The following is a 26,302-nucleotide window of genomic DNA, read 5'->3' as shown; positions in this document are numbered from 1 at the left end:
GAATGCCGACCCCTCTCGTCGTTTCAGAACTCTCCAAGAGCTTCACCATGCATCTGCAGGGTGGCATTCGCCTTTCCGTGGTGGAGGACGTCTCGTTCGCGGTCAAGGCGGGCGAATGCGCCGTGCTGGGCGGGCCATCGGGTGTGGGCAAGAGCTCGATCCTGAAGATGGCCTACGGAAACTACTGCGCCGATGGAGGCCAGATCATCGTTTCCCACCGGGGCGCGCTGGTGGACCTCGTCTCGGCGGACCCGCGCACGATCATGGCCATCCGCCGCGAGACGATCGGCTATGTGAGCCAGTTCCTGCGCGTGGTGCCGCGTGTTCCCGCCCTTGACATCGTAGCGGAGCCCTTGCTCGCGGCAGGCGAAGCCGAGGAGCCAGCGCGGGAGCGCGCGGCGGCGTTGCTTTCCCGGCTCAACCTGCCGGAGCGGCTCTGGCGGCTTCCACCCGCAACCTTCTCGGGCGGGGAGCAGCAGCGGGTGAACATCGCGCGCGGTTTCATCACCGCGCATCCCATCCTGCTTCTCGACGAGCCGACCGCTTCGCTGGACAAGGCCAACCGACAGGTGGTCATCGAGATGATCGTGGAAAAGAAGGTCGCCGGCACGGCACTGCTCGGCATCTTCCACGATCAGGAAGTGCGCGAGGCCGTCGCCGATCATATCATCGACGTCACCGGTTTCGCACCGAAGAGGGTCGCCGCATGAGCGTGAAGCAGAAGAAGCTTTCGGAAACGCCGACCGTCGATCCGACGGCGGAGGTCTCCAACTCCACCCTTGGCCGCTATACGGAGATCGGAGCGCGCAGCCGCGTGCATGAGGCCGTGCTGGGCGACTATTCCTACATCGTCCAGGACTGCGGCGTCTGGTGCGCGGTGATCGGGAAGTTTTCCAATATCGCCGCTGCAGTGCGGATCAATGCCACCAATCATCCGACCTGGCGGGCAACCCTGCATCACTTCACCTACCGCGCCTCGGATTATTGGGACGATGCCGAGCACGAGGATGAATTCTTCAAGTGGCGGCGCGACAATGCCGTGCATATCGGCCACGACACGTGGCTCGGCCATGGATCCACCATCCTCCCGGGCGTGACGGTGGGCGACGGCGCCGTGGTGGGCGCGGGCGCGGTGGTCTCCAGGGACGTGGCGCCATATACCATCGTGGGAGGTGTGCCGGCGAAGCTGATCCGCCCGCGTTTCGAGCGCCGGGTGGCCGAACGCATGCAGGCGCTCGCCTGGTGGGATTGGGACCACCAGCGGCTGCGTGCGGCCGTCGGCGACTTCCGCAGTCTTACGGCGGAGGCCTTCCTGGACAAATACGAGGGATGACGGAACAACCCAATATCTTGATGGCCGGTGCCGTGGGACTGTTCAGGCATGGATGCTCGGTCAAGCCCGAGCATGACGAAGGCAGGAAAGCGGTGGCCAATCGCCAGCCTCGGAGATTTGCGGGGGAGGTCCTCTTCTCGTCATTCTCGGCTTGACCCGAGAATCCATGCCTGAACTTCGCTCCGCGTCGGCGATCAAGGGTAGGGACTATTCTCACCTGCGGCATTTTGGCCTCAGCGGAACCAACCATGACCTTGAAGGTCAAGTTTGGGTTGACATATATCCCGACGAGACGCTTTTATGCGTCCGTTCGAAGGATGCGTTCCTTGATGTCTGGGCCTTGAACCCATTCGATTGAAGAACGCCGGCCGTGGAAGCCGCCCATCGCGCGGGCTCAGCGGAAGGCACTTCAAGGTTCAAAGCGCAGATGCAGGGAATGCAGGCTTCGGAGCTTGCTCCTGACCAGACCGCGGAACCATGCTCGTCTGCCAATGTAACCTCATCACCCAGAAGGAAGTCGAGGCGGCAATCGTCGCGATGCTCGATGAGGACCCGTGGCAACTCATCGTCCCGGCCAAGGTCTATCACGCGATGGCCAGACGCGGCCGCTGTTGCGGCTGCTTTCCAAATGTGGTGGAAACGATCATTCGGGTAACCGAAGAGTATCACCGCAATGCCGATAGTGGCGATGCGGAGATCGTGACATATTTGGATCGTGTCCGCGCCTTGCGCGATAAATTCGGGAGCAAATTCAGTGAAAGGCGATACAAAGGTCATCGAGCGGCTTAACGAAGCTCTGTTTCTGGAGCTTGGCGCCGTCAATCAATATTGGGTGCATTACCGGCTGCTGGAGGACTGGGGCTACACCAAGCTGGCCCATAAGGAGCGCGCCGAATCGATCGAGGAAATGCATCACGCCGACAAGCTGATCGCACGCATCATCTTCCTCGAAGGTCATCCGAACCTCCAGACACTGGCGCCTCTGCGCATCGGCCAGAACGTGAAGGAAGTGTTGGAAGCGGACCTTGCCGGCGAATACGACGCCCGCACCTCCTACAAGCTCTCGCGCGAGATCTGCCAGCAAGCTGGAGACTATGTCTCCATGAAGCTCTTCGAGGAGCTGCTCGCGGACGAAGAAGGGCACATCGATTTCCTCGAAACCCAGCTTCAGCTGTTCGACTCCATCGGGGAGCAGAGATACGGCCTGCTGAACGCTGATTCCGCCAAGGACGCGGAATAGGGGCCCTATCGCAGTTCCGGACAGAAGACCGGGAATTGCTCCGATCGGGATGTGATCCAGGCGGCCTTCGGGCCGCCTTTTTCACGCCGCAAGAAAACCTAAACCATATGGTTGACTATTTGCGCTGAAGCTCTATCCTAAACTATATGGTTGAGAATAATTCCGCTGCCCTCGACATTGTTTTCCATGCGCTCTCCGATTCCACCCGGCGAGCCATGCTGCGCGAGCTCGCGGAAGGCGAGCGGAGCGTCGGTGCGTTGGCGGCGCCCTTTTCCATGTCCTTCGCCGGGGCGTCGAAGCATGTGAAGGTGCTCGAACAGGCCGGGCTCGTGCGCCGGCGCATCGCCGGGCGAACCCATTACTGTCGGCTCGATGCCGCCGCACTCGCCGAGGCTGAAGCCTGGCTGCGCTATTATGAGCGCTTCTGGAACCGGAGCCTCGACACGCTGGAGGCGCTGCTGCGCGCTGAGGACGAGAGAGAACGGGAGGAGAAGAGGAAATGACCCACCGGACCTTTGCCGTGAAAGTGACGCGCAGGTTCGACTTCGCGCCCGAGCGCTTATTCGACGCCTGGCTCGATCCGCAGAAGCTGCGGGCATGGTCGGAGATGGCGCTGAGCGCATCAGGGCTGCCGGCCGATATCCGCCGCGTGGAGGTGGATGCCCGCGTGGGCGGGCGCTTCATCTTCTCCGACATGCGCGAGGAGGGCGAGGCCGTGCACTGGGGCACCTATCTGGCGATCGACCGCCCGCGAAAGCTGATCTTCACCTGGTTCACCTCCGAAGAGGAGGAACGGGAGAACAACTCCACTGTGACCCTGACTTTCGAACCTGCCGGCCAGGGCTGCGTGGTGACGCTCGTCCATGAGATGGACGCCAAATGGGCTGAATACGCCAGGCAGACGGAAAAGGGCTGGAGCACGATGCTCGACCAGATCGACGTCCTGCTCAGCCGCGCTTCGGCGCAGCCATGAGAGCTTGCAGGAGAGATGGCAATGGACGTGCGCGCAAGGGCAGAAATGCTTGTCCGCAGGCCGGTCTTTGACGTTTTCGAAGCCTTCATCGATCCCGAGATCACCTCGAAGTTCTGGTTTACGCGCGGCAGCGGCAGGCTCGAGGCCGGCAAGACCGTGACCTGGGAATGGGGGATGTACGGCTTATCGTTTCCCGTGAATGTGAAGGCGCTCGAAGAAAACAGGCGTATTCTTATCGAGTGGCCGGGCGACGAGGACAGTCTCACCGAAGTGGAGTGGGTTTTCGCGGATCGCGGCGACGGCTCCACCTTCGTCGGCATCGTCAATTCGGGCTTCGCCGGTGACGACGCGCAGCGGGTCGAGCAGGCGATCGGTTCCACAGAAGGCTTCACGATCGTGCTCGCCGGATTGAAGGCCTATCTGGAACAGGGTGTCCGGCTGAATCTTGTGGCCGATCGCTTTCCGGACGGGCTTGGCGGTTAAGAACAAGGGAGGCTTGATTGAACACGCAAGACTTCACGGCCACCGGCGAGGTGATCGCCCCGGGAACGGTTCGCATCGAGCGGCTGCTGCCCGGGCCGGTCGAGCGCCTTTGGGAGTACCTCACCAATTCGGAAAAGCGCCGCCTGTGGCTGGCGGCCGGCGGGATAGAGCTTTTTCCCGGCGGCAAGGTGGAGCTGTTGTTTCGCCACCGGGAATTGTCGCACGAGCCGACGCCGGACCGCTACAAGCATTTCGAAACGAGCCCTGCCATGTTCGGCGAGGTCATCGAATGCGATTCGCCGCGCCTCATTACCTATAGCTGGCCCGGCGACAGCGGGAAGAGCGAGGTCACTTTCGAGCTTTTCCCTGAGGGGCCGAATGTACGGCTTGTCCTCACTCATCGCCGTCTGGAGGGCACCGAGATGATGATCAGCGTCGCCAGCGGTTGGGAAGCGCATCTGGGCATTCTCGAAGACCGGCTCGCAGGCGGGGAGCCGCGCGGCTTCTGGTCCACCCATGCCGGGTTGGAAAAGCAATATGCCGGGAAATTCGCAGCGCAAGGCTGACGCAGGAGAGTGTGGGGGCGCTGCTGCGCGGCGAGGAACTGGAGGTTCAGATGGAGCCATGCGGCGCGACGGCGCCTCCTATGGTGTCGAGAACCCCTGCACGGTCTGGCCTGGGCCCACGGCTCGGGCCGCTACATAGGAGTAATCATGACTCAGCAGATTGCACCATTCCTGATGTTCGAGGGGCAGGCAGAGGAAGCGATGCGCTTCTATGTCTCGGCCGTTCCAAGTTCGCGGATCGAGCGGATCGAGCGCTATGGGTCGGGAGAAGAGGGTGCCGAGGGCTCTGTCAAGCTGGCGCATTTCACGCTGAGCGGCCGCACTTTCATGTGCATCGACAGTCCCGCTTCTCACGCATTCACCTTCACCCCCTCCATCTCCCTTTTCCTGACTTGCGACACACCCGAAGAAGTCGACGAGATTTTCGGGAAGCTTTCGCAAGGCGGCGGAATCCTGATGCCGCTCGATGCCTACCCGTTCAGCCCAAGATTCGGCTGGTGCAATGACCGGTTCGGCGTGTCGTGGCAGGTTACGGTCCCAACCATGGAGAACTTCTGATGCCGAAATTCGAAGGCGGGCGGAACATCGCCATGAAGGTGCCGCCGCACCAGTACGAAGCGACGGTGCGTTTCTATAGGGACGTGCTCGGTCTGGAACAGATTGAGGAGCTTCTTCCCGCGGTGGGCTTCCGCTTCGGATCGAACCAGCTCTGGATCGACCGGGTGCCCGGCATGAGCCAGGCGGAACTGTGGCTGGAGATCGTGACGGACGACACCAAAGGCGCGGCCGACCATCTCGCCGCCGCCGGGATCGCGCGCTGCGACGGGATCGAGGAACTGGGGCCGGACTTCGACGGCTTCTGGATTTCAAGCCCGGCTTCGATCATCCATCTCGTGGACAGGAAGTCGGGCTCGTGGTGATCAGCGGCGCTGCAGGATGACGTTAGGCTTCTCCTTGTAGCTTGTCCGTGCGACCGGGCCGAATCCCAGTCTTTCGGCAAGCTTCAGCGAAGGCGCGTTCTCGGGATCGATGATGCAGGTGAACGCAACTCCGGGGAATGCCGCACCGGCCCAGCCGATCACCCTTTCCATCGCCTCCCGCGCCATCCCTCTTCCCTGTACTTCGGGCCGGAGTATCCAGCCCGCTTCCAGGGTTCCTTCGATCGAAGGCTGGATATCGCGACAGCGTTCCTGCACGCCTGCTTCTCCCACGAGCTTGCCGGTCTGCCTGTCCTCGATCACCCAGAACCCGAAGCCCAGAACCGCCCACATGCCGCGATGACGAATTATTGCATCCCAGGCCTGCTCCCGCGTCAGAGCCGCCCGGCTGATGAAGCGGATGACGTGGGGATCGCCCCAGAGCGCATGATAGGCGTCGAGGTCCTCCGGTCGGTGCTCGCGCAGCACGAGGCGCTCCGTCTCGAGGACCGGGACGCCGCTCATGGGCGGCTCTTTCCCGCGAAGAATTCGGTTACTTTTTCTGCCAGCTTCCGGGCAACCTCCTCCTTGCTCGCCTCGGGCCATTCCTCCGCGCCGTCGCGGCTGACGATGTGGACGCGGTTGCGGTCGCCGCCCATCACGCCGGACGTGCCGACGCCGCTGTCATGCGAAACGTCGTTGGCGACGATCAGGTCGGCGGCTTTCTTGGCAAGCTTGGCGCGGGCGTTCTCCACCACGTTCTGTGTTTCGGCGGCGAAGCCGATCACGAGACGGGGCCGCTTCTCGTGGTGTCCGACGCCGGCCAGGATATCCGGGTTTTCGCTGAGCTTCAGGGCAGGCGGGTTTGCGCCCCTGTCCTTCTTGATCTTTTCTCCGGCCTCCGCCTGAGGCCGCCAGTCGGCAACCGCCGCGACGAAGATGCCGGCGTCAGCGGGCAGCAGCGCCTCAACAGCGTCACGCATTTCGCGCGCGCTCTCCACATGGAGGGTTGCGACCCCTTTCGGGTCGGGAATCGTCACGGGGCCGGAAACGAGATGGACGTCCGCCCCCAGCGCCGCCAGCGCGGCGGCGATCGCGTGCCCCTGTTTCCCGGAGGAGCGGTTGGCAATGTAACGCACGGGATCGATCGGCTCATGCGTCGGCCCGGAAGTGACGATCACCTTTTTTCCGGCGAGCGGCTTTTCGCCGCCATAAAGCATCGCCTCGATCGCGGCCACGATCTCCAGCGGCTCGGCCATCCGCCCCTCGCCCGCCTCGCCGCTTTCGGCCATCTCGCCCCTGCCGGGGCCGACGAAGCGCACGCCGTCCGCCTTGAGGGTCGCGAAATTCCGCTGTGTCGCGGGATGCGCCCACATTCTCGGATTCATGGCTGGCGCCATGAGAACCGGCTTGTCGGTGGCAAGAAGCGTCGTCGAGGCGAGGTCGTTCGTGAGCCCGGTCGCGAGCTTCGCCATCAAATCCGCGGTGGCCGGTGCGACGACAAGGAGGTCTGTCTCGCGCGAAAGTCGTATATGGCCGACATCCTGCTCGTCCTGCCGGTCGAAGAGGTCGGTGAAGACGTGGTCGGCCGAAAGCGCGCCGACGGAAAGAGGCGTTATGAATTCCTGCGCGGCCTGCGTCATCACGCAGCGCACCTTTGCTCCCCGCTCGCGCAGACGCCGAATGAGATCGAGGCACTTATAGGCTGCGATCCCGCCGCCGATGATGAGGAGGATGCGTTTTCCCGAAAGGCTCAACGGAAGGTTCCCTTCACGCCCGGTTTCAGCTGGCGCATAGGGTATGGCCGAAATCGGCGTTCTTGCAAAGCGGCGGCCGGCTTCAGAACGGCAGCTTCATCCCCGGCGGCAGCGGAAGGCCCGCGGTCATCTCCTGCGACTTCTTCTGCATGGCTTCCTCGACCTTGACTTTCGCATCGTTGTGCGCGGCGAGGATCAGGTCTTCGAGGATCTCCACGTCGTCCTCCTTGAAGAGCGACGGATCGATCTCGAGCTTCTTCATGTCGAACTTGCCCGTGAGTGTCACCTTCACGGCGCCAGCGGCGGACTGGCCCTCCACTTCCATCTGGGCGATCTCCTCCTGCATGGCCTGCAGCTTGGCCTGCATCTCCTTCGCCTTACCCATCAGGTTCATCAGGTCACGCATCGTTCTCTCCCATCAGAGATCATCGTCATCGGCAGGGTCCGGCTCGGGCGGCGGCATCTCTTCCGCCGCTTCGTCCGCCACCGCATCGGGAATGCGCACGTCGAGAATGCGTGCGCCGGGAAAATTATGCAGGATCGCCGCCACGGTCGGGTCCGTGCGGGCATCGGCGAGTGCGGTCTCGCGGCGCCCGCTCTCCTCTTCGGCCAGCGTCTTGCCACCGGGCTCGTTGGAGAGCGAGATGATCCAGCGGCGCCCGGTCCACTTCTGCAAGCGGGCATTCAGGTCGCCGAGAAGCGTCTTCGGCGCATCCTCGGTCAGGCTGACCGACAGCCGGCCGGGCTCGATCTGGACGAGGCGCACGCAGCGCTTGAACTGCACCTTGAAGGCCATGTCGCGATTGGCGTCGGCGAGATCGGCGATGTCGGCGAGCGATTTTACCGGGGTGGTTGGCGCCTCGGCCTGGATCGGGGCGGGAGGCGGTGCTGCATATTCGGCCGGCGCGGCCTGGATCAGCCGCATCGTCTGCCCTCCGCCGCCACCCGAAGGCACGCGCTGGGAGGAAACCGCCTGCATGCTGGCCCCAGCCACGGGGCTGGACGCCGCTGCGGAGGGCGAGCCCATGCCCGGGCGCCCGGAACCGTCCCCCGCGGGCATGTCCTCCAGCGTCTTCAGCGCTTCGTCCAGCGTCGGCAAGTGCGCCGCATGCGCGAGGCGGATGAGCACCATCTCACCCGCCGCGATCGGGCGACTTGAGCCCTGCACCTCCTGGATGCCTTTCAAGAGCATCTGCCAGGTGCGTGAAAGCACGCGCACCGACAGATTCCTCGAGAACTCGAGTCCGCGTATGCGCTCTTCCTGCGACAGGGAAGCGTCGTTCGCCGCCTCCGGGACGAAGCGCATGCGCGTGACGAGATGATTGAACTCGGCGAGATCCGTCAGCACCGCCGCCGGATCCGCCCCCGCATCGTACTGCGCGCGGAATTCGGCGAGAGCGGCAGCCACATCGCCCTTCATCAGGTGCTCGAAAAGATCGATCACGCGGGCCCGATCGGCGAGCCCCAGCATGTCGCGCACGGTCTCCGCCGTCACCCGGCCCGAGGAATGGGCGATCGCCTGATCGAAAATCGATTGCGCGTCCCGCATGGAGCCTTCCGCGGCGCGGGCGATTGCGGCCAGCGCCTCGTCATCCGCCTCGACGCCTTCGAGCCCGCCGATATGGGCGAGGTTCTGCTTGATGAGGCTCGCATCGATGCGCCGCAGATCGAAGCGCTGGCAGCGTGAAAGAATGGTGATCGGAACCTTGCGGATTTCGGTCGTGGCAAAGATGAACTTCACGTGCGGCGGGGGCTCCTCCAGCGTCTTCAACAGGCCGTTGAAGGCCTGGTTGGAGAGCATGTGCACCTCGTCGATGATATAGACCTTGTAGCGCGCAGAGACCGGCGCGTAACGCACCTGGTCGATGATGTCGCGGATGTCGTCAATGCCGGTATGCGAGGCCGCATCCATCTCGACGACGTCGACATGCCGACCCTCGAGGATCGCCTCGCAGTGCTCTCCGGGCACCGTGAGCTCGATCGACGGGCGGTCGACCGTATCGGTCCTGTAGTTGAGTGCGCGAGCGAGAATGCGGGCCGTCGTGGTCTTGCCCACGCCGCGCACGCCCGTCAGCATCCAGGCTTGCGCAATGCGGCCGGTGGCGAAAGCGTTGGTGAGCGTGCGCACCATCGGCTCCTGCCCGACAAGCCCGGAAAAATCGCGTGGACGATACTTGCGCGCAAGAACCCGATAGGCGCCGGCCTTGCCTTCCGCCGTCTGCGCGACATCGTTCATGCTGGCTGCCCACGCTCCCGTAGTGGCTGATCGATGGCGGGCTCGCGCCCTGCGGCGAGTTTCCCCTTGGATGCATGGCCGCGTCAATGGGGACCATGAAGGAGCGGGGAAGGCGGGAGGCTGGCACGGTGACCCGTGCCGGAGCTCGTTAGGGCTGCTTCCTTCCGGACCTGACCCGGTTGGCGAGTGGCGCGTCCACCACCAACCTCCCGCACTCCATATCGTCAATCCCGCGGGCAAATGCAAGGCCGCATGCAAGGAAACGCTTGCAGCCGCAATTGCCACAATCTAGCCTCGCTTCCCGAAATTCCATGGGGGAGGCGATGCTGCCGGGCGGCAAGGGAGGTTTCGTGCTCGACCCGCGACTGGAGGGAGAAAGCCTTCCCGTCGTGTGGCTCGGGCTTTGCGAACTGCGCCTGCGCGACGAACGGCGCTGGCCATGGCTGCTGCTCATTCCCCAGCGGCCGGGGATCGAGGAAATTCACGACCTCACACCGCTCGACCAGGCGATGCTGAGCTTCGAAACCAATCTCGTCTCGAAAGCCCTCAAGGAGTTGACCGGCTGCACCAAGATCAATTGCGGGGCGCTCGGCAATATCGTGAGGCAACTCCATATCCATATCATAGCACGCAACGAGGGCGATGATGCGTGGCCCGGCCCGGTCTGGGGCCATGGCGCGCGCGAACCCTGCCGCCGGGAAGACCTGCACCAGTTCGCCGAAAAGATCAAAAGCCGGCTGTGAGATCGCGGCGGTCGGGGACTACGCCGCCTCGCGCACCTGATAGTCCTTCACCGCGGTGAAGGTGATCGCCTTCCATCGCTCCGCCTCGTATTTGAGGCCGAATTCATGCGGTGCAAGGAAAACCGGATCCTCGTCCAGGTCGCGTGCGATGTCGCCACGATGAGCGGTGATGAAGCGCTCGAGCTCGGCCTCGTCTTCAGCTGAAATCCAGCGGCAGACCGAAAAGCGCGCGGTCTCGAAATCGACCGGTAGGGAGTATTCGTTCCTGAGCCGCTCCCTGAGCACATCGAGCTGCAGCGCGCCCACGACGCCTACGATTGCTGGCGAACCGTCTTCGGGCGTGAAGAGCTGGACGACGCCCTCCTCCGCCATCTGTTGCAGCGCTTCCTTCAGTTTCTTGGCCTTCATCGCATCGGAGAGCCGGACACGGCGCAGGATCTCCGGCGCGAAGTTCGGCACGCCACGAAACAGGATCTCCTCGCCTTCGGTCAGCGTGTCGCCGATCCTGAGCGTGCCGTGATTGGGAATGCCGACCACATCACCCGCGAAAGCCTCGTCGGCGGTGATCCTGTTCTTGGCGAAGAAGAACTGCGGCGCGGAAAGACTGATGGGCTTTCCCGTCCGCACCAGCTTCGCCTTCATGCCGCGCTCCAACCGACCGGAACATACGCGCACGAAGGCGATACGGTCGCGGTGGTTGGGGTCCATGTTCGCCTGGATCTTGAAGACGAAGGAGGTCATCTTCTCCTCCGTCGCCTCCACCTTGCGGCTGTCGGCCTCCTGCGCACGGGGAGCGGGGCCGATCGCGCCCAGCGCTTCGATCAGGTCGCGCACGCCGAAATTGCGCAGCGCGGAGCCGAAATAGACAGGCGTCAGGTGCCCCTCCCTGAAGGCTTGGGCGTTGAAAGGCTTGCAGGCTTCCTGCGCCAGAAGCATCTCCTCGATGAAGGCGTCGCGCTCGTGCTCTGGCAGGAGACCCGAGACGGCCTCCGACTCCGGCCCGTTCACCCGGACCGGCTCCACGTCCTCGTCGGAATGGCGAATCGTGTTGTTCGCGAGATTGTAGGTGCCGGAAAAGCTTTTACCCCGGCCGATCGGCCAGGTGACGGGGGCCGTGTCGAGCGCCAGCTTCTGCTCGATCTCGTCGAGGATCTCGAAGGGATCGCGGCTTTCGCGGTCGAGCTTGTTGACGAAGGTGACGATGGGGATGTCGCGCAGCCGGCACACCTCGAAGAGCTTGAGCGTGCGCGGCTCGATGCCCTTGGCCGCGTCGATCACCATCACGGCTGAATCCACCGCCGTCAGGGTGCGATAGGTATCGTCGGCGAAATCCTCGTGGCCGGGCGTGTCGAGCAGGTTGAAGACATGGCCGCCATACTCGAAGGTCATGACCGAGGTCACGACGGAGATGCCGCGCTCGCGCTCGATGGACATCCAGTCGGAGCGCGTCTGGATACGGTTCTTCTTCGCCTTCACCTCACCCGCGAGCTGGATCGCGCCGCCGAAGAGCAGCAGCTTCTCGGTCAATGTGGTCTTGCCCGCATCGGGGTGCGAAATGATCGCGAAGGTACGGCGGCGCGCTACTGCGTCGGCCAACTTGTCTGGCATATCCGGAAGTCCCTTTGACGGCGGGCTCTTACCAGCCGAGGCCGCCGCTGTCGAATGGAATCAGCACCGCATATAGGAAGGCGGGGCGGCCATTTCATGCGGTCCAGTCCTTCACTGCCGGCAGCCAGCCCACCCTCTTCCGAGGGCTTGACTATAGTATTAGTTTATACTAATGATTAGACATGACTTATGATTATGCGCAGATCTCGGCGCTTGCCGACCCCACCCGCCGGGCGATCTTCGAGCTCGTGGCGGATCGGCCGCGCTCGGTGGCTGAGATCACGCGGGCCCTGCCGGTCACACAATCGGCGGTCTCGCAGCATCTGAAAGTGTTGAGACAAGCGCAACTCGTGCGCGCGAAACCCAAGGGTGCCAGCAACATCTATCACCTGGACCCCGATGGGCTGGCGCGTCTTCGCAGGGAACTCGACCGTTTTTGGAGCAAGACGCTGGCGGCCTACAAGATGGCCGTCGAGCAATCCCCGGAGGAGGAGCAATGAACTTTCCTGCAGCAGGCACGTCCGTAAAGCAGTCGATCGTGGTCGAGGCGCCGATCGAGCGCGCATTCAAGGTCTTCACCGAGGGTTTCGGGAGTTTCAAGCCAGCCGAGCACAATCTGCTCGCTGTCCCGATCGCCGAAACGGTGTTCGAGCCCCGCGCCGGCGGCGCTCTCTATGATCGCGGCGTCGACGGCAGCGAATGTCGCTGGGCGCGGGTGCTGGCCTACGAGCCGCCCCACCGGGTGCTGCTGAGCTGGGACATCAACCCGCAGTGGCAGGTCGAGACCGATCCGCACAAGACCAGCGAGTGGGAAGTTCGGTTCACCAAAGAGACCGAGCACCGGACCCGTGTGGAGATCGAGCACCGGAACCTGGAACGCCATGGCGAAGGCTGGGAAGGCGTGCGCGACGGCGTCCGCGGCGATGGAGGGTGGCCGCTGTACCTGCGGCGCTATGCCGAACTGGTGGCTTGAGAAACCTTATCGTCGCACTCCCGGATCGATGAAAAGCGTTGAAAAGCGTCGCGGCGGAAGGTGTGGCGATTGACGCCTTCGCCCGACGGCGCCAGATAGGGCTTATGGCGAGCTCACCCGTTTCAATGCCGGTCATCGGCCCCACTCTCGGCATCGTGCGCCTCCCCCATGCGGAGGGATTGCCGCTGCCTTCCTATGAAACCTCAGGGGCCGCAGGTCTGGATTTGCGCGCGGCGGTGGCGGAGGATCGGCAGATCATTCTTCTGCCGGGCAAACGGGTGCTCGTGCCGACTGGCTTCGTCCTTGAAATCCCGGCGGGTTTCGAGGGTCAGGTGCGGCCGCGCTCAGGGCTTGCGCTGCGCCATGGCATCACCTGTCTCAATACGCCCGGCACGATCGACAGCGACTATCGCGGCGAGGTGCAGGTGCTGCTCATCAATCTCGGCGAGGACGATTTCGCGATCACGCGCGGCATGCGCATCGCGCAACTGATCATCGCTCCCGTCACCCGGGTAACCGTCGAAGAGCGTGACCGCGCCGGCGAGACCGTGCGCGGTGCGGGCGGTTTCGGCTCCACCGGCACCGCCTGAGCATTCTCCTGTCCTGTCAGCATGCCCTGCCCTGGCCCTTGACTTGAGCCGGGCAAGCCGCCCTCATCGCCTCTCAAACTATCAAGAGGGACGGCCATGGCTGACATCGGTTCCACCTTTCGCACCCTGCACGACGATACCTTCATCATCCCCAACCCTTGGGACATCGGCACCGCAAAGCTGCTCGCTTCGCTCGGCTTCAAGGCGCTCGCCACCACCAGCGCCGGTTTCGCCTTCTCACGCGGACTGCCCGATGGCGGGGTCGGTTTCGAAGAGATGATGAACCACTGTCGGGAAATCGTGACAGCCACGCTGCTGCCCGTCTCCGCGGACCTGGAGCACGGAAAGGGCCACAGCCCCGATAGTGCGGCGGAGACGATCTTCGCCGCGGAGGCGGCTGGCCTCGCCGGCTGCTCGATCGAGGATTCCACGGGCGATCCGGCCAAGCCCATCTACGATTTCTCCCAAGCTGTGGAGCGGGTCACCGCCGCGGTGGAGGCAGCACGCGCTCTCAAGCGCGATTTCGTCTTCACGGCCCGGGCAGAGAACTTCCTCCACGGTCGTCTCGATCTCGACGACACCATCGCCCGCCTGCAAGCTTTCGAGAAAGCGGGCGCAGACGTGCTCTATGCGCCGGGCCTCAGCGATATCGAGCAGGTGCGCGTCATCTGCCAGGCCGTGACGAGGCCGGTGAACGTGCTGGCGGTGGCGAGCTTCACCGTCCGGGATGTTGCGGAAGCAGGCGCCAAGCGCATTTCGCTCGGCTCCAAGCTGACGAACCTGGCCTTCGGCTCGGTTGAGCGTGCAGCGAACGAGATGCTCGGCCGGGGCTCGTTCAATTTCGCGCGCGACGTCATGCCGTTCGCACGGCTGCAGGAGATGTTCTCCAAGGGCGGTTGAGGCGGCGGACAGAAAAAGGCCCGGCAAAGCCGGGCCTTTGTTCCTGAAATGAATGCGTGTCAGGCGACGGCGCCCCCGATCCAGGCCGACAGGGCGGTCTTGGGGGCCGCACCCACCTTCATATCCGCCACTTCACCGTTCTTGAACAGCATCAGCGTGGGGATGGAGCGCACTCCATAGCGGGCCGCTAGTTCCGGGTTCTCGTCGATATTGAGCTTGGCGACTTTGATTTTGCCGCCCATCTCGGCCGAAATCTCCTCAAGCGCCGGCGCGATCATCTTACAGGGCCCGCACCACTCCGCCCAGAAATCAACGACGACCGGCTCACTCGCCTGCAGAACGTCGGACTGAAAATTGCCGGTATCGACCTTCACGGTGGCCATCAGGCTCTCCTTGTCTCGAAAGCATCGCCCCGGATGTGGGGTGCAGCGGAAATGAGTTCAAGCACATCTTTTGTCATGCTCTCGTGAGTCGGGCAAGCGAGACGGCCATCGCTTCGTCAGTGAGAGCGATGAGGCGTGGCCCCTCCGTGAACAGTAGTGCTGCTGAAAAGCGCTTTCCGGGATAGAGCGGCTTCAAAAGCTCCGCGTAGAGCGCCAGCTGTGCAACATAGGCGTCCGGCACTTCGGCCAAGACCTCGGGCGCAGGCCGATTGGTCTTGTAATCGACCAGAAGCACTTCACTGTCCGCGACCGCGAGCCGATCCACCTTGCCGCTTACGGCGCGGCGGGTGCCGCCCAGGAGAAGCTCGCCCATCACCGAGACCTCGGCCCGGGAGCCCGGCGCAAAGATCGGGGCGAAGCGCTCGTCGGACAAGACGGAGAGAACGGAGCCGCAGGCCTTTTCCACCTCCTCGTCGGGCCAAGCCGCCCCGACGCGCGCGAGATACCGGCGCGCGGCCGCTTCGCGTTCACACGGCGAAAGCTCCGGCAGCACCTGAAGAAGCCGATGCACGGCATTGCCCCGCTCCAACGCGAATGCAGGTCCCGCCGCGCCCTCCAGCACCGGCGAATGCGTGAGCGCAGCCGGCTCATACCCGCCTTCGATGAAGACGCCCGCTCTCGAAGGCGAGAGCGGGCGGGGCATGGCCGGCGATGGAGGCAGCGGTTCTTTCAACTCCGTTGGCAGGGCGAAGGCTTCCGGCTCCTCGTCAGCCGCTTCTATCATGGCCGTCTCGGAAAGCGGCGTCACCCGGAACCGCAGCGCGGGGGCGCAGATTTCCGGATCGTCGAGCTCTTCGGTCCCCGCCTCCCCGAGGAATGCTTGCCGCACGAGGCTGTGCCAGGTGGAGGGCGCGGGCCCGCGCACACCGTGATAACCGCAGACGATCAGCCGATCCTCTGCGCGCGTCATGCCGACATAGAGGAGTCGGCGATATTCCTCCTCCGCCTTCTCGCGCACTTCCGCTTCGAATCCGCGTGCGACGGCGTTGGCGAGATCCTTCCCCTGCCGCCAGACAAACCCCTTGATGGGAAGCTCCTTCATCGAAAACGGCATCAGGCAAGGCAAGTGGCTGTTGCTCACCGGAGCGCTGCCGGGATCGACCAGGAACACGACAGGCGCTTCCAAGCCCTTGGCTGCATGAACTGTCATAATGCGGATCTCGTCGCGCGACTGGTCCATTTCGCGTTTGATCTCGGGCGCAGCGCCCTCAAGCGTGTCGAGCAGAGCCTCAAGCCCGATCAGGCCGGTTTTCTCCGCTGTCAGGCAGAACGAGAGAAACTCGTCCAGGATATCGTTCGCCTCGTGTCCCAATCGCGCGACGAAACGGCCGCGCGCGCCCTCTCGTTCCGCCGTACCAGCGAGTACGCCGGCGTAGAATTCGAACGCGGGCTTGAAGGCGGCATCCGATTGCCAGTCGAGCAGCGCGTCCAGAACTGTTCTCAAGCCCTCATCCGCTCCGGCCTTCTCCCTGAGCGCTGCGAAGAGGGAGACGTGCTCCGCACGCGGCCATGCGAGATGGAAGAGCGCATCCTCGTCAAGTCCGAAGAGCGGGCTCTTCAGGACTGCCGCGAGCGACAGGTCGTCATCGGGCTGAAGCAGGAAACGCCCGAGCGCCATCAGATCCTTGATCGCAATATGGGCCGTAAGCCGGAGACGATCCGCACCCGCCACGGAAATCCGCCGGTTCTTGAGGCTGCGCGAAAGCGCGTGGACAAAGCGGTCGCGCTTTCTCACCAGCACCATGATGTCACCGGGCTTGAGGCGACGTCCTTTGCCTTCCAGAATCTCGCCGCTCTTCAGCCAGCCCTCGATCTTCTCCGCGATCACCTCCGCGAGCCGTGCGGCGGGTGCGGACGCGTGGTCGACGGCCTGCGTCCAGTCGTCCGGCTCTTCCACGACCTCCGGGCTCAACGGAGACCATATCTCCACATAACCGGGCGCGCTGTCACGGATCGCCCTATGCTCGACGGGCTCTGGATCGCGGGTCAGCCCCCGGCGAGCCTCTTCGCGCGCAAAGACAAGATCGACAGCACGCAGCACATCCTCGGTCGAGCGGAAGGAGCGGGTCAGCCGCACGCGCTCGAAGCGGCCGCCGGCCTCCGGCACACGCCTCTGGAAGGCAAAACCGCTGCGCGCGAAAGCCTCCGGTTCCGCACCCTGGAAGGAATAGATGGACTGCTTTTCGTCGCCCACGGCGAAGATGGTGCGCTCCGCCCTATCGCGAGCACCTTTGCCGGCAAAGAACTCATCGGCCAGATGCCCGACGATGCGCCACTGCTCCGGACTCGTATCCTGTGCCTCATCGATCAGGATGTGATCGATGCCGCGGTCGAGCTTGTACTGGACCCAAGGTCCGACATCGGAGCGCCCCAGGAGGCGTACGGTGCGCATGATGAGATCGTTGAAATCCAGAAAGCCGCGGGCGCGCTTCAGCCGCTCATAACGGGCGATGAGGGCGTCCGCGATCTGGAGCGCGGCGGTCGTGGCCGCAAGCATGCGGAAGAGCGCCAGCCGACCGCAGGCCTGGCGCAGGAACTCAGCCGCCTGCAGATAGCGCTCGTAGATGCCGGGCAACCGGTCCTTCAGCGCCGCCTTGAAGGTGGATTCGCCGTAAACGTCTCCATCGGCCTTCAGGAAACCCCTGGCCATCACCTCCAGGCGAAGCACCGGATCGGTCTCGTCAAAAGCTTCGGATGCCGCAGGCACGATCCCCTTCAGCACCCGGCTGGCATCGGTTTCCTGGGCGGCCGCAACGAAATGCAAAAACTCTGCAGCACCGAAGCCCGGCACCGGCCATGCGGCGGTGGCGATCGTTTCAGCCGTCTCCTCCGGCGCGAAGCCGAATTCGTCCATAAGGGCCGCATAGGGGCGTTCTTCGTCGGCCACGGCATCGATGAAGTGTCGCAAATCGTCACGTTTGGCAACGATTTCCGCAAGAAGCGCCTGCAGCCCGCTTTCGCCGCCGCGCTCCAGAACCTCCGCAAAAGCCTCCTCCAGCGGCCCGTCCCGTTCGGCGGCGATGCTTGTCAGGAGGTCGCGCCGGGCTTCGGCGAACAGCGCCTCTTCCATCTGCTCGTCCAGCATCTCGAAATGGCCGGCGATGTTCGCCTCCAGCGGAAACTGGTGCAGAATCGCCTCGCAGAAGGCGTGGATGGTCTGGATCTTTAGCCCGCCAGGCGTCTCCAGTGCGCGGGCGAAGAGCTGCCGCGCGCGGCGGAGCTTTCCCGGGGTCGGACGCCGGCCTTCGAGCTTTCCCACTTCTTCCGCCAGGGCATCGTCAGGCAGAACGCTCCAACTCGCCAGGTTTTCAAAGACACGGTTCGCCATGTTGGCGGCGGCGGCGCGCGTGTAGGTCAGGCAGAGAATCTTCGAGGGGTCCGTCCCCTTGAGGAGCAGCCGGATAACGCGGCTTGCCAGCACATGGGTCTTGCCGGAGCCTGCATTGGCGGACACCCAGGCCGAAAGCGAGGGATCCGAGGCGAGTGCCTGGGCGGCAAGCGTGTCGTCGGGGATGCGGAAGTTCTTCTTCATGCATCCCCTTCGCCGGTATCGCCGCCGGCAGACCATTCGAGCACGCGCGCCAGATGATCGTAATCGCCTTCCGTATCACCCTCCTTGAAAGGCAGCGGACGAGAAAGATAGCCGGCTTCAGAATTGCCGTACCAAACGAGCAGCTTCTCCAGCCGCTGCCAGGCCTCTTCGGCCAGCCGCGCGCCGGTTTTCTCGCTGTCCTTGATCCTGAGAATCGATTCCGGCTCCACCGATCCGTTCGCCTTGAGGCGGACGTAGCAGAGATCCGCAGGTTGCGGATTGCCGAGGCCGGCGAAGGCGCCGCGCGCAAGCAGTGCCGCTTCGAGCGCAAGCTGCGGCGCAAGCAGCCGGTGCGCTTGCACTTTGGAGGGATTGGAGCCTGTCTTGTAGTCGATGATATCGGCGCGGCCGTCGGTGCGGATGTCGATACGGTCGGCGCGTCCGGACAGGAGCGTGCCCGTCGCGCCGACCTCGATAGCCGAAGCGCGGATTTCGGCGTGGCGTGTGGCGATAGCCTCCGCCCGGGTACGCTCCCAGCTGATGACGCCATGCGCCGTCCTCTCGAAGCGCGGCCACCAGACGGCCTCGACATCGACGGGGAGGCCGGTTTTGGCGAAAAGCCTGCGGCCGGCATCGATCAGCCTTTCCAGCGCGTCGGGAGCGGTGGGATCGGCGCCCGACTGGACAAAGGCCTGCAGAATGTCGTGGAACAGCGTCCCCCGCTCGGCGGCACCTGGATCGCGAATGAGCGGATCGAGGGGAGAAAGGCGGAGAATGCGCCGGGCATACACGGCATAGGGATCGCGGCGCATCGTCTCGATCTCGGTGATGGAGAAACGTTGCGGCCGCGCCTCGAGCGGCGGCTTCGGGCAGGGACGTCGCGCAAACGGCACGTCCGGCTTCGCCTCCAGCGCATGCGCCCATGCGATGAAGCGCAGGCCGCGCGCACGCATTGCAGCCGTTTCCGCCAGGCCGGAACAGGCCGTCAGGCGCTGCAGCCAGCGCGACGCCACCGCCGGCGCGCCCTGGACCCTCGTAGAACGGGCCAGCACCACCTCCGGCGCGCCGAGCGCCATCATGAAATCGTGTGCGGCGAGGCCGATGCGGCGCTCCGGCGGCTCGAGTTGAAGCTCGCCCTTCATGAGACGCGACATGAAACGGTCGGACGGGGGAGCTTCGGGCCACGTACCTTCGTTGAGCCCACCCAGCACGAGCACGTCGACGCTCTGCAATCGCGCCTCCAGCGTGCCCCAGATCGCCACGCGGTGATCGCTTCCCATGGCAGGTGTGACCACCTCGCCCGCCATCAGTGCGGAGAAGACATCCGGCCACTCGGCAGGCTGCACCTCCGTGCCCGAGCGGCTTTCCACCACCTCGCGCAGGAAGCGCGCCAACGCCTCACCCGACTCGCCGCGATAGAATTCCGTCACCGCGCCGTCGTTGTCGCGCGCCAACGCCTCCGCCGCCTCCACGGAAGCACGGGCGATCTCGGAAAGCGCAACGGCACGCTCGCCACGAAGCTTCGCCAGGGGCTCGATCGCCTTTTCGAAGCGTGCGAGGACCTGACGCGCATCGCTCAAATCCCTGTCCGTCAGCCGGTTCAGCCAGAAAGGCTTGCGCATGTCCCTGCGCACAGTGGCCAGACGCTCTTCGAAGAGGCTGGAGATGTTCGTCACGTCGGGCCGGCCGGTCCCACCCCGCAGGGCAACGAGTTCGACGATCTCCGCTGCCCGGCGAATGGTCTCCCGCGATAGCCCGAGACGCAGAAGCGGGTGCTTGAGTAACCCGACAATCACCACCGGCTCCTTGGGTCGGCAGATTGCCTCCAGCGCCAGACGCAAGAGCGTGGCCGGCACGCTGTCGGCGAGGAAGCTACCGCCGGAATCGTCGGCGCGGATGCCGAAACGGCGAAGCTCCGCCGCCACGCGGCGCGCGAGCGCGCGGTCCGGTGTCACAAGCGCCGCGGTGGCGCCTTCGCGGGCGGCGGCACGACGGAGCGCCACCGCGATCGCCGCCGCCTCGTCGCGTTCGTTCGCGGCCTCGACAAGGCTGACCCCCGCCAAGGCGCCTTGCGCGAGGGCCGCGTCGACAATCTGCCGGTTCACGGCCCAAAGATCTGTCGTCTCGGCCGGACGAAGCGCCTCGCTCAAGAGCCTGTGGCGGGCGGCGAGCACCGGCGCGGGCGTGGAAAGCTCCTTCACAGCCCCGCGCCCCATACCCATCGTGGTGATCAGCTTCCTGAGCCCGAACTGCGGATGCCCGCAGGCCGAAGGCTCCTCGCTTGCGTCTATGGCCCGCCATGAGGCTTCGTCCAGCTCCAGGTCCAGCCCAGGCAGCACGACGGCACCGTTCCCAAGCCGAGCGATCGTGCCGAGCAGGCGCGCGGTGGCCGGGATGGAGCCGGTCGAGCCGGCGGCTACTATCGGCCCGCGCGGCGGATTGCGCAGGAGCCGCTCGGCCTCCGCCGCCAGCATCGCGTTGCGGTGGGCGGCGGGGTTCGACTGCCCGCGCTCGGCCAGCACTTCCGGCCAGGTCCTTGTCAAGATCGCGAGGAATTCGAGCGTGACCTGCCACCAGCCGGCGAGCTCTTGCGGCACCAGTTCGGCGAGGCGGTTCCAGTCGGCCCCTTCCGTCTCGATCTCGTCCATGAGGGCGGAAAGATCGCGCGCAAGCCACAGGCCATCGCTCACCGAAGCAGGGACGACGACGCCCTCCTCGAATCGTGCCGCCACATGCGCGGGCACCCGCGCCTTCCAGGCCTGTGCCAGCCTTCCGAGCAGGAGGATGCGGTCGAGCTTGGAGATCGGCGGCGTATGATCGAGCACGGCCGCGCCACCTTCCGTCCCGAACTCGGCGATCTCAGCCTGAAACTCGCCCAACGGGCGAATGACGGGAAGGATGGCCGAAACACCGCCGAGCCGATCGACCAAAACGCTACGGAGTTCCCGTGCCGCACGGCGCGTGGGCAGGTAGATCGTTGCATCGGCAAGGGCGAGAGGGTTGCCGTCATAACGGAAGCCGGGCACCAGCCGGCCCTCCAGAAGCGCCTCGGCGAGCGCCGGCAGGAACGGCACGCCTGGGGGAATGGAGAAGACGCGCGGCTCTGCGGTCCCGGTGCTCACGACGTCATGCCGAGCTGTCGCAGAACGGCCTCGGCCGGGGCAATCGCGTCGGGCGTGCCGACGGTAATCCAGTGTCCGTCGAGAGGCAGGCCGAACATCCTCCCCGCGGCGATGGCGCGATCGAAATAGAGGTTGAGCGAATGGGGCGCCGTCGAGGCGCCGGCAAACAGGCGCGGATGGAGGATTCCGCCACCCGCGTAGATGTATCCTTCCGTACCACCGGCCGTCCGCTGCAGCCGCCCGTCGCGATCCATCCTGAAGTCCAGCTTCCCCGTATGCCCCGTCGCGGACGCAGGGTCCGCGAGCAGGATCAATATATCCATCCGGCCTCCATCCCAGGCAAGGGCAAGCCGGTTCAGATTGTCTTCCGATCGGTCGATCCAGAATGTGTCGGCATTGAGAACGAAGAAGGGCTTGTCCCCAAGATATGGCAGCGCCTTTGCGATGCCGCCGCCGGAATCGAGAAGCGCCTCACGCTCGTCGGAGATGATGATGTGCGGCTCCCCCCGGCCAGCCAGATGAGCGGTCATCATATCGGCCAGGTGGTATATGTTGACGACAGCCTCGCGCACGCCCGCCCGCCGAAGGGCATCGAGCCCCCAGTCGACAAGCGGCTTGCCGCCCACGGGAATGAGCGGCTTGGGCCTTGTCTCGGTGAGCGGCCGCATGCGCATGCCGAGGCCCGCCGAAAGCACGATCGCTCGTTCCGGTGTCGCTTTCACTCCGCCTCCCCGTCCAGAAAGCCTTGTTCCCGGTAGAACGCGCCAAGTTCGGTGAGCGCGGGATGAGCAAGCACCCGGTTCAGGTAAGCGCGGATGCGCGGCAAGTGGTGCAGATAGAACGGCTTACAGTCGCGCATCGAAAGCCTCACGAAAATGCCGAGGAGCTTGGTGTTGCGCTGGGCAGCGGTGATGGCATAGGCCTCCTCGAAGGAGGTGCGGTCGAAATGCGGGGAGCGCCGGCCGGCGTAATAGGCGTCCAAGACCGACCGCTCCAGCGGCTCAGGGATAGTCACGCGCGCATCGAGTGCGAGCGATGCCATATCGTAAGCGCCCGGGCCCCATACAGCGTCTTGAACATCGACGAGACCCAATCGGTCGAGCCCCGCCTTCTCTTCGCGCCAGATGATGTTGGGTGAATGGAAATCGCGCAGCACCAGGCTCTGCTCAGCGCGTTCGAGCCGCTCGAACAGTCGCGACCATAGTCGGCTAAATTCCTGCCTCTCGCCAGTACTTGCTGCGCGCCCCTTCACATGCGGCAGATACCAGTCGAGCAGGAGTTCCGCCTCGATTGCAAGTGCGGAGCGGTCATAGCGCGGCGGCGCGTAGTCGAGGCCTTCGGCGACGGGAAAGCGTTCCGGCCAGGTGCGCTCGTGCAATGCGGCGAGCAGCCCAGCTGCGGCGAGATAGCGCTCGGGGAAGGGCGCCCCCTCTCGACCGAGAAAAGGCTCATCGCCCAAGTACTCCGTAAGCAGCAGACCCCGCTCCAGATCCTGAGCCAATATGCGTGGCGTTGAAAACCCCGCGTTGCGCAGCGCGTTCGCCACCCCGACGAAGGCGGTCACCGACTGGGCGAGCCGGGCAATTCTGCTGTAGGGCAGGCCGTTGCGGACGAGCGGCTCGTCGCGGCGTTCGGGTGCGTCCATGAGGATCAGGCGCTCGCCGTCGGTCGTGACCGTTTCGTAAGCACGGATGGATGCATCGCCCAGAAGATAGCTCCGCTGCGCATCTGCACGACCCGCGCTTTGCAGAAATCCGCGAATGACAAGGGAATGGGCGATCCGTTCCGCGGCGCCCGCAGGCGCTTCGATCTCCGCCTCGCGGCTGTCGCCGCTTTCGCGAAGAGCCACCCTGATGGCGGCAGTGAAGGCCGCCGGCGCCTGCTCTGGCCATTCAACCAGAACGATTCCTTCGGACAACGCCTCCGACAGCCCCAACTCCTCCAGTTCGTCGGGGCCGGAAAGCCGGTAGAGATCGAAGTGGTGGATGGGGATGCGCAGCCCATAGCTCTGTACCAAAGTGAAGGTCGGACTCGGCACCTCGAGTTCCCGGTCGCCCGCGATGGCGCGGATGATCGCGCGGGCGAGCGTCGACTTTCCGGTGCCGAGATCGCCGTGAAGCGCTACGACGTCGCCCGGACGCAGCGCTGCCGCAAGATCATCCCCCAGGCGATCCGTCGCCCGCGCATCGGCCAGGAAGCGCTTGAAAGTCCGCATGTCATTCGGCCGCGGCGCGCACACCGGTGGGCGCCAGCGGAAAGCGGCAGAGGACGGCGGTACCGCGACCCGGACCCGTGTCGATCTCCACGGTGCCTCCATGCAATTCGACAAAGCTCTTCACGATGGAAAGGCCCAGGCCGGCGCCCCGCCTGCGGCCGCCCTTGGTGCTCGGCTCAAAGCGTTTGAAGATCGTCTGCAACACCTCGGGTGACATGCCAGGCCCGTTATCGTGAATACGGAATACCACGGCATTGCCTTCGCGCTTGGCGGAAAGCATGATCTTGCCGCCGTCAGGCGCATAATTGGCCGCGTTGCTGAGCAGATTGTAGAGGATCTGCCGAATGCGGTTTTCATCCGCATGGAAGCTCACCGGTGCGGCATCCACCGCGATCTCCAGCTTGATTCCGTGCTCACGCAGGCGATCCGCGACGAGATCTGCCGCCGCGTTCACGATGCGCCGGATCTCCACCTCCGCGATCTCCAGCTCCATGATACCGGCATCGACGGTCGCAAGGTCGAGGATATCGTTCACCACGGTCAGAAGCAGCGAGGAGGAGGAGCCGACATGGTCCACATATTCGCGCTGGCGCGGGTTGAGCGGCCCGGTCGTCTCCAGCGCCAGGAGCTCCGTGAAGCCGATGATGTTGGTGAGCGGGGAGCGTAGCTCGTAGGAAACGTGCTGCACGAAATCGTTCTTCAGCTTGTCGGCTTTTTCGAGCGCCTCGTTCTTCTCCTTGAGCGCACGCTCCACGTTCACGCTGTCCGTCACATCGACGAATGTCAGCATCACCTGCCCGTTGGGCAGATGCACGATCGCATGGTGCAGGATCGTGCCGTTGATGAGCTCCGTGCGGCCATGGCTGTCGCGCCGCTCGTCATCGAAGCCGGTGACGGCGGCGACGAAATCGCCCCATGGGCTCTTGATCGCCACGGGATCACAGGCCGCCTTGAGGATGGAGATATGGATGTCGGCGTCGATCAGCTTCTCCGGTATGCCCCACAGCGTGCGAAAAGCCGGATTCGAAAGGCGCATCCGGCCATCCGGGCCGAAGACGGCGACGCCTTCCGCCAGATTGTCGAGCGTTTCGCTCTGCACCTGCACGATGGCATTGTATCGGCTTTCGAGATCGATCTTCTCGGTGAGGTTCTCGAAGACCCACGTCACGCCGCCCTTCGGCTGTGGCGTGGCCACAACGCGGATGGTGCGCCCGTCGGGCAGATGCCACCAGTGCTCCTGCGGCTCGACGGCGCGGTAGGCGGAAAGGAGCTGCTCCTTCCAGCGCCGCCATTCCGGCTGCTCGGCAAGCTTGCCGTCGCTGCGCAGGCGGTCGAGCAGCAATGCGTTCTCCGGCCCCGTATCGAGGAAGCCCGCGTCGAGCGCCCAAAGCTTCTGGAAGGCCTGGTTGTAGAATTTCAGCTTCTGATCCGCGTCGAAGATGGAAACCGCCGTTGTAAGCTGATCCAACGTATCGGCATGGCTGCGCAGGGCGCTCTCGTATTCACGCCTGAGGGCATCCGTTTCGCTCGAGTCGAGGGCGATGCCCGCGCTTCCGTGCGGACCGGCGAAATCCGTGACCGCGAAGACACACCGGTCTCCGCCCACGACGGTCGAGACAGTTTCGCGGAAGATGGGCTGATCAATATGGTGGCGCTCCAGAGCCATCCGTGCCGCCGTGGGCAGGAGCTCGCGGCCCTCGTGGATGGCTGCGGTAGGTTCGCGAGCCTCGACCGATCGCGCATAGGCCGCATTCACCCATCTTAGCCTGCCTGCTTCGTCACGCAGCCAGAACGGCATGTCGAGCGCATCGACAAGGCCCAGAATGCTCTCATGATCGGCCTGCAGGCGCTGGTGCTCCAGCCGCAGCCGGGCATTCTCCGCCTGGACGGTGGAAAGCGAAATGAAGCGAATGATCGAGTGAAGCGCGGACTTGCGTCCCTGTACCTCGAGGAGAATGCCCTCGCGCGTCTCGACGACGAGATCGAACCCGGCCCCTTTCTCGCGCAGGGAAGCCGCCGCGCGGTCCAGGGCGGAAGCCGACCGGGATGTCAGCCAGCGGCCGAAAGCGAGGAAGGTGGCCCGCTCGTGCGGTACGCCGCTTTCCGCGGGCAAGTCGCCCAGCACCATAGGACGCTCGCTGCCATGCCAGACGATGATCCGCTGGTCCCGCAGGTTGAGCAGCGCCTCCGCACGTGAAAGCGCGCCGGAGAGTTCGGCAACGCGGTTCTTGAGATCGGCATTCTCGGCTGCAGTCCGGCCCCGCTCGCGAATGAGCCAGACGGCCGACAGAAAGGCGGCCCCCATGACGCCGGCAAAAATGGAAAGCTGGATCACCTCGACCGTGGTCAGGGAGAAGGCGGACCGAAGGTCCCCGCTGGCCTGTTCCTGTGCCGCGGCGAAACGCGTCAATGCCGTCGACGCCAGCAGAGACAACGACGCCATCGCCCAGCGGACAGAACCGCGAATCCGTTTTTTCCTACGGGCCTGAGGCCCATGAGCCCCGCCGCATAGCGGGTCCAGCCCCGGCATGCCTATTCCTCTCCGCCGCATGACAATCAAGACTGCCGACCCACGCCTCACGAAACGATCGGCGCCCTCGAATCAGTGCACTGTACTCGTTCACCGAATCTGCGTGAAGAAGAACGCGCGACAAAAATAATGCCGGGCCCT

General features: G+C 64.4%; 26 protein-coding genes and 1 other RNA gene. 15 read left to right on the top strand and 12 right to left on the bottom strand.

What is annotated here, in order from left to right; genetic code table 11:
* Positions 1–2 precede the first annotated feature (2 nt).
* From phnL to PVE73_RS00265, 10 genes are all read left to right on the top strand, one after another.
* On the top strand, positions 3–710 hold the full coding sequence (gene phnL, locus PVE73_RS00310; protein ID WP_277365030.1) for a phosphonate C-P lyase system protein PhnL: 708 nt from the start codon (positions 3–5) through the stop codon (positions 708–710).
* Complete coding sequence (locus PVE73_RS00305) at positions 707–1,333, top strand: DapH/DapD/GlmU-related protein (RefSeq protein ID WP_277365029.1); 627 nt, start codon at positions 707–709, stop codon at positions 1,331–1,333. Before phnL ends, PVE73_RS00305 begins: the two co-directional genes overlap by 4 nt.
* A 477-nt stretch (positions 1,334–1,810) precedes the next feature.
* The gene (locus PVE73_RS00300) at positions 1,811–2,122 is read left to right on the top strand and encodes a (2Fe-2S)-binding protein (RefSeq protein ID WP_277365028.1); all 312 of its coding nucleotides are present in this window, start codon (positions 1,811–1,813) and stop codon (positions 2,120–2,122) included.
* Entirely contained in the window at positions 2,088–2,573 is a 486-nt protein-coding gene (gene bfr / locus PVE73_RS00295) for a bacterioferritin (protein ID WP_277365027.1), read from the top strand. The genes PVE73_RS00300 and bfr overlap by 35 nt, the downstream gene beginning before the upstream one ends.
* Positions 2,574–2,719: 146 nt before the next feature.
* Positions 2,720–3,076 (top strand): metalloregulator ArsR/SmtB family transcription factor, encoded by a 357-nt coding sequence (locus PVE73_RS00290; RefSeq protein WP_277365026.1) that lies wholly within the window; start codon positions 2,720–2,722, stop codon positions 3,074–3,076.
* Positions 3,073–3,546 carry an SRPBCC domain-containing protein gene (locus tag PVE73_RS00285; RefSeq protein ID WP_277365025.1) on the top strand — a complete coding sequence of 158 codons (474 nt, stop codon included), beginning with the start codon at positions 3,073–3,075 and terminating at the stop codon, positions 3,544–3,546. The genes PVE73_RS00290 and PVE73_RS00285 overlap by 4 nt, the downstream gene beginning before the upstream one ends.
* Positions 3,547–3,567: 21 nt before the next feature.
* Complete coding sequence (locus PVE73_RS00280) at positions 3,568–4,029, top strand: SRPBCC family protein (protein ID WP_277365024.1); 462 nt, start codon at positions 3,568–3,570, stop codon at positions 4,027–4,029.
* Between the two features lie 17 nt (positions 4,030–4,046).
* A complete protein-coding gene (locus PVE73_RS00275) occupies positions 4,047–4,595 on the top strand; it encodes an SRPBCC family protein (RefSeq protein ID WP_277365023.1) in 549 nt (182 codons plus the stop codon).
* Between the two features lie 147 nt (positions 4,596–4,742).
* Positions 4,743–5,153 carry a VOC family protein gene (locus PVE73_RS00270; protein ID WP_277365022.1) on the top strand — a complete coding sequence of 137 codons (411 nt, stop codon included), beginning with the start codon at positions 4,743–4,745 and terminating at the stop codon, positions 5,151–5,153.
* Positions 5,153–5,515: a hypothetical protein gene (locus PVE73_RS00265; RefSeq protein WP_277365021.1), complete on the top strand. Its 363-nt coding sequence runs from the start codon at positions 5,153–5,155 to the stop codon at positions 5,513–5,515. The genes PVE73_RS00270 and PVE73_RS00265 overlap by 1 nt, the downstream gene beginning before the upstream one ends.
* Here PVE73_RS00265 and PVE73_RS00260 read toward each other — a convergent pair whose 3' ends face one another.
* The 5 genes from PVE73_RS00260 to ffs all read right to left on the bottom strand — a co-directional run bounded on the left by PVE73_RS00260 (position 5,516) and on the right by ffs (position 9,715).
* A complete protein-coding gene (locus tag PVE73_RS00260; RefSeq protein WP_277365020.1) occupies positions 5,516–6,037 on the bottom strand; it encodes a GNAT family N-acetyltransferase in 522 nt (173 codons plus the stop codon).
* Positions 6,034–7,269 (bottom strand): bifunctional phosphopantothenoylcysteine decarboxylase/phosphopantothenate--cysteine ligase CoaBC, encoded by a 1,236-nt coding sequence (gene coaBC, locus PVE73_RS00255; RefSeq protein ID WP_277365019.1) that lies wholly within the window; start codon positions 7,267–7,269, stop codon positions 6,034–6,036. The genes PVE73_RS00260 and coaBC overlap by 4 nt, the downstream gene beginning before the upstream one ends.
* Before the next feature lie 82 nt (positions 7,270–7,351).
* Positions 7,352–7,675 carry a YbaB/EbfC family nucleoid-associated protein gene (locus tag PVE73_RS00250; RefSeq protein WP_277365018.1) on the bottom strand — a complete coding sequence of 108 codons (324 nt, stop codon included), beginning with the start codon at positions 7,673–7,675 and terminating at the stop codon, positions 7,352–7,354.
* Positions 7,676–7,687: 12 nt separating this feature from the next.
* Positions 7,688–9,505, bottom strand: a complete 1,818-nt coding sequence (locus tag PVE73_RS00245) for a DNA polymerase III subunit gamma/tau (RefSeq protein ID WP_277365017.1) — start codon at positions 9,503–9,505, stop codon at positions 7,688–7,690.
* Positions 9,506–9,617: 112 nt separating this feature from the next.
* Positions 9,618–9,715, bottom strand: an RNA gene (gene ffs / locus PVE73_RS00240) — signal recognition particle sRNA small type.
* Between the two features lie 113 nt (positions 9,716–9,828).
* Here ffs and PVE73_RS00235 point away from each other — a divergent pair.
* A complete protein-coding gene (locus PVE73_RS00235; protein ID WP_277367592.1) occupies positions 9,829–10,248 on the top strand; it encodes an HIT family protein in 420 nt (139 codons plus the stop codon).
* Positions 10,249–10,266: 18 nt separating this feature from the next.
* Here PVE73_RS00235 and PVE73_RS00230 read toward each other — a convergent pair whose 3' ends face one another.
* The gene (locus PVE73_RS00230; protein ID WP_277365016.1) at positions 10,267–11,856 is read right to left on the bottom strand and encodes a peptide chain release factor 3; all 1,590 of its coding nucleotides are present in this window, start codon (positions 11,854–11,856) and stop codon (positions 10,267–10,269) included.
* 182 nt (positions 11,857–12,038) lie between these two features.
* Here PVE73_RS00230 and PVE73_RS00225 point away from each other — a divergent pair, with 182 nt between their 5' ends.
* From PVE73_RS00225 to PVE73_RS00210, 4 genes are all read left to right on the top strand, one after another.
* Positions 12,039–12,356: a metalloregulator ArsR/SmtB family transcription factor gene (locus PVE73_RS00225; protein WP_277365015.1), complete on the top strand. Its 318-nt coding sequence runs from the start codon at positions 12,039–12,041 to the stop codon at positions 12,354–12,356.
* Positions 12,353–12,829, top strand: coding sequence for an SRPBCC family protein (locus tag PVE73_RS00220; protein WP_277365014.1), 477 nt, complete (start codon positions 12,353–12,355; stop codon positions 12,827–12,829). Before PVE73_RS00225 ends, PVE73_RS00220 begins: the two co-directional genes overlap by 4 nt.
* A 125-nt stretch (positions 12,830–12,954) precedes the next feature.
* The gene (dut, locus tag PVE73_RS00215; protein WP_277367591.1) at positions 12,955–13,419 is read left to right on the top strand and encodes a dUTP diphosphatase; all 465 of its coding nucleotides are present in this window, start codon (positions 12,955–12,957) and stop codon (positions 13,417–13,419) included.
* A 96-nt stretch (positions 13,420–13,515) separates the two neighbouring features.
* Positions 13,516–14,319 carry an isocitrate lyase/phosphoenolpyruvate mutase family protein gene (locus PVE73_RS00210; RefSeq protein WP_277365013.1) on the top strand — a complete coding sequence of 268 codons (804 nt, stop codon included), beginning with the start codon at positions 13,516–13,518 and terminating at the stop codon, positions 14,317–14,319.
* A 59-nt stretch (positions 14,320–14,378) separates the two neighbouring features.
* Here PVE73_RS00210 and trxA read toward each other — a convergent pair whose 3' ends face one another.
* The 6 genes from trxA to PVE73_RS00180 form a co-directional block, all read right to left on the bottom strand.
* Positions 14,379–14,702 carry a thioredoxin gene (gene trxA / locus PVE73_RS00205; RefSeq protein ID WP_277365012.1) on the bottom strand — a complete coding sequence of 108 codons (324 nt, stop codon included), beginning with the start codon at positions 14,700–14,702 and terminating at the stop codon, positions 14,379–14,381.
* A gap of 73 nt (positions 14,703–14,775) precedes the next feature.
* Complete coding sequence (gene addA / locus PVE73_RS00200; protein ID WP_277365011.1) at positions 14,776–18,294, bottom strand: double-strand break repair helicase AddA; 3,519 nt, start codon at positions 18,292–18,294, stop codon at positions 14,776–14,778.
* Entirely contained in the window at positions 18,291–21,416 is a 3,126-nt protein-coding gene (gene addB, locus PVE73_RS00195) for a double-strand break repair protein AddB (RefSeq protein ID WP_277365010.1), read from the bottom strand. Before addB ends, addA begins: the two co-directional genes overlap by 4 nt.
* Positions 21,413–22,138, bottom strand: coding sequence for a nucleotidyltransferase family protein (locus PVE73_RS00190; protein WP_277365009.1), 726 nt, complete (start codon positions 22,136–22,138; stop codon positions 21,413–21,415). The genes addB and PVE73_RS00190 overlap by 4 nt, the downstream gene beginning before the upstream one ends.
* Positions 22,135–23,631, bottom strand: coding sequence for a tRNA (adenosine(37)-N6)-threonylcarbamoyltransferase complex ATPase subunit type 1 TsaE (tsaE, locus tag PVE73_RS00185; protein ID WP_277365008.1), 1,497 nt, complete (start codon positions 23,629–23,631; stop codon positions 22,135–22,137). Before tsaE ends, PVE73_RS00190 begins: the two co-directional genes overlap by 4 nt.
* 1 nt (position 23,632) lies before the next feature.
* A complete protein-coding gene (locus PVE73_RS00180) occupies positions 23,633–26,074 on the bottom strand; it encodes a PAS domain-containing sensor histidine kinase (protein WP_277365007.1) in 2,442 nt (813 codons plus the stop codon).
* Between the last annotated feature and the right edge of the window lie 228 nt (positions 26,075–26,302).

The organism is Chelativorans sp. AA-79 (assembly GCF_029457495.1).
Classification (GTDB): domain Bacteria; phylum Pseudomonadota; class Alphaproteobacteria; order Rhizobiales; family Rhizobiaceae; genus Chelativorans.
This window is presented reverse-complemented; position numbering and strand designations above follow the sequence as displayed.